Annotated in this window: 1 protein-coding gene; it reads right to left on the bottom strand. The window is 70.1% G+C overall.

All coding sequences use genetic code 11. The features are described from left to right. Nucleotides 1-2,635 (bottom strand): beta strand repeat-containing protein (locus HNQ01_RS21825; protein ID WP_173807630.1); only part of this gene is annotated, 2,635 nt, incomplete at both ends.

Consider the following 2,635-nt stretch of genomic DNA (forward strand, 5'->3'; position numbering starts at 1 on the left):
AGCTGCAGGTTCTCGATCTGATCGCCCAGCGTCCAGCTCAGCGCCGCCTGCACCTGGTCCGTGCCTTCGCCGGCCAGCTCGATCACCACGTCGCCCGCGTCGACCAGGTAGGTGTCGTTGCCGCCACCGCCCATCAGCGTGTCGGCGCCCGCGCCGCCGGACAGGGTGTCGGCGCCCGCCGTGCCTGCCAGCGTGTCGTCGCCGGCCGTGCCCTTCAGGTACTGCGCGACGATGGTCTGCAGGTCCCAGGCCGTGCCGTCGGCGAACTCGATGCGCTGCACCTCGTTGTAGCCGTTGGACGGATCGTTGCCCCAGAAGAAGTCGTCGATGACGATGCGGTCGCTCGTGCCACGAAGCGACACGATCAGCGCGTCGCCCTCGCCGGTCGGGCTGACCGTGGCCGGGCGGCTCAGCAGCAGGTCTGCCGGCGTGATGCCTGCGCCGAGGCGCAGCACGTTGGCCTTGCCGACGGAGGTGTCCCAGCTCCAGCTGCTGATGAGGTCTGAACCGCTGCCCAGGCCGAACAGGTAGACGTCGTTGCCGTCACCGCCGTCGAGCGTGTCGTTGCCGAGGCCGCCGTCGAGCGTGTTGGCGCCCGTGTTGCCGGTCAGCACGTTGGCCAGCGTGTTGCCGGTGGCGCTGATCGCGCTGGTGCCGGTGAGCGTCAGGTTCTCGACGTTGGCCGACGCGGTATAAGAGACGCCGGCCAGGATCAGGTCGGTGCCTTCGCCGGCGTTCTCGGTGACCACGTCGCCGGCCGCGTCGACGACGTAGGTGTCATCGCCGGCGCCGCCGATCAGCGTGTCGCTGCCGGTGCCGCCGTCGAGCGTGTTGGCGCCCGTGTTGCCGGTCAGCACGTTGGCCAGCTCGTTGCCGGTGAGGCCGAGATTGCCCGTGCCGGTGAGGGTCAGGTTCTCGACGCTGGCCGACGCGGTGTAGGAGACGCTCGCCAGGATCAGGTCGGTGCCTTCACCGGCGTTCTCCGTCACCACGTCGCCGGTCGCGTCGACGACATAGACGTCGTCGCCCGCGCTGCCGATCAGCGTGTCGTTGCCGGCGCCGCCGTCGAGCGTGTTGGCGGCTGCGTTGCCGGTCAGCACGTTGGCCAGCTCGTTGCCGGTGGCGCTGATCGCGCCGGTGCCGGTGAGCGTCAGGTTCTCGACGTTGGCCGCGGCGGTGTAGGAGACGCCGGCCTGGATCAGGTCGGTGCCTTCGCCCGCGTTCTCCGTCACCACGTCGCCGGCCGCGTCGACGACATAGACGTCGTCGCCGGCGCCGCCGATCATCGTGTCGTCGCCTGCACCCCCGTCGAGCGTGTTGGCGGCCGAGTTGCCGGTCAGCACGTTGGCCAGCTCGTTGCCGGTGGCGCTGATCCCACCGGTGCCGGTGAGCGTCAGGTTCTCGACGTTGGCCGCGGCGGTGTACGAGACGCCGGCCTGGATCAGGTCGGTGCCTTCGCCGGCGTTCTCGGTGACCACGTCACCCGTGGCATCGACGACATAGACGTCGTCGCCGGCGCCGCCGATCAGCGTGTCGCTGCCGGCGCCGCCGTCGAGCGTGTTGGCGGCCGAGTTGCCGGTCAGCACGTTGGCCAGGGCGTTGCCGGCGGCGTTGATCGCGCCGGTGCCGGTGAGCGTCAGGTTCTCGACGTTGGCCGACGCGGTGTAGGAGACGCCGGCCTGGATCAGGTCGGTGCCTTCGCCGGTGTTCTCGGTCACCGCATCGCCGGCGGCATCGACGACATAGATGTCGTCGCCCGCGCCGCCGATCATCGTGTCGTCGCCTGCACCCCCGTCGAGCGTGTTGGCGGCCGAGTTGCCGGTCAGCACGTTGGCGAGCGTGTTGCCGGTGGCGTTGATCGCCGCCGTGCCGGTGAGGGTCAGGTTCTCGACGTTGGCTGACGCGGTATAGGAGACGCCGGCCTGGATCAGGTCGGTGCCGCCGCCGGCGTTTTCGGTGACCACGTCGCCGGCCACGTCGACGACATAGGTGTCGTTGCCTGCGCCACCGATCAGCGTGTCGCTGCCGGCGCCGCCGTCGAGCGTGTTGGCGGCCGTGTTGCCGGTCAGCACGTTGGCCAGCGTGTTGCCGGTGGCATTGATCGCGGCGCTGCCGGTGAGGGTCAGGTTCTCGACGTTGGCCGACGCGGTGTAGGAGACGCCGGCCTGGATCAGGTCGGTGCCGCCGCCGGCGTTCTCGGTGACCACGTCGCCGGCGGCGTCGACGACATAGGTGTCGTTGCCCGCACCGCCGATCAGCGTGTCGTTGCCGGCGCCGCCGTTGAGCGTGTTGGCGGCCGTGTTGCCGGTCAGCACGTTGGCGAGCGTGTTGCCGGTGGCGTTGATCGCTGCGCTGCCGGTGAGGGTCAGGTTCTCGACGTTGGCCGACGCGGTGTACGAGACGCTGGCCTGGATCAGGTCGGTGCCTTCGCCCGCGTTTTCCGTCACCACGTCGCCGGCGGCGTCGACGATGTAGAGGTCGTTGCCTGCACCGCCCGCCAGCGTGTCGCTGCCGGTGCCGCCGTCGAGCGTGTTGGCGCCCGTGTTGCCGGTCAGCACGTTGGCGAGCGTGTTGCCGGTGGCGTTGATCGCTGCGCTGCCGGTGAGGGTCAGGTTCTCGACGTTGGCCGACGCGG

Source organism: Sphaerotilus uruguayifluvii (assembly GCF_013294065.1).
GTDB lineage: Bacteria > Pseudomonadota > Gammaproteobacteria > Burkholderiales > Burkholderiaceae_C > Sphaerotilus > Sphaerotilus uruguayifluvii.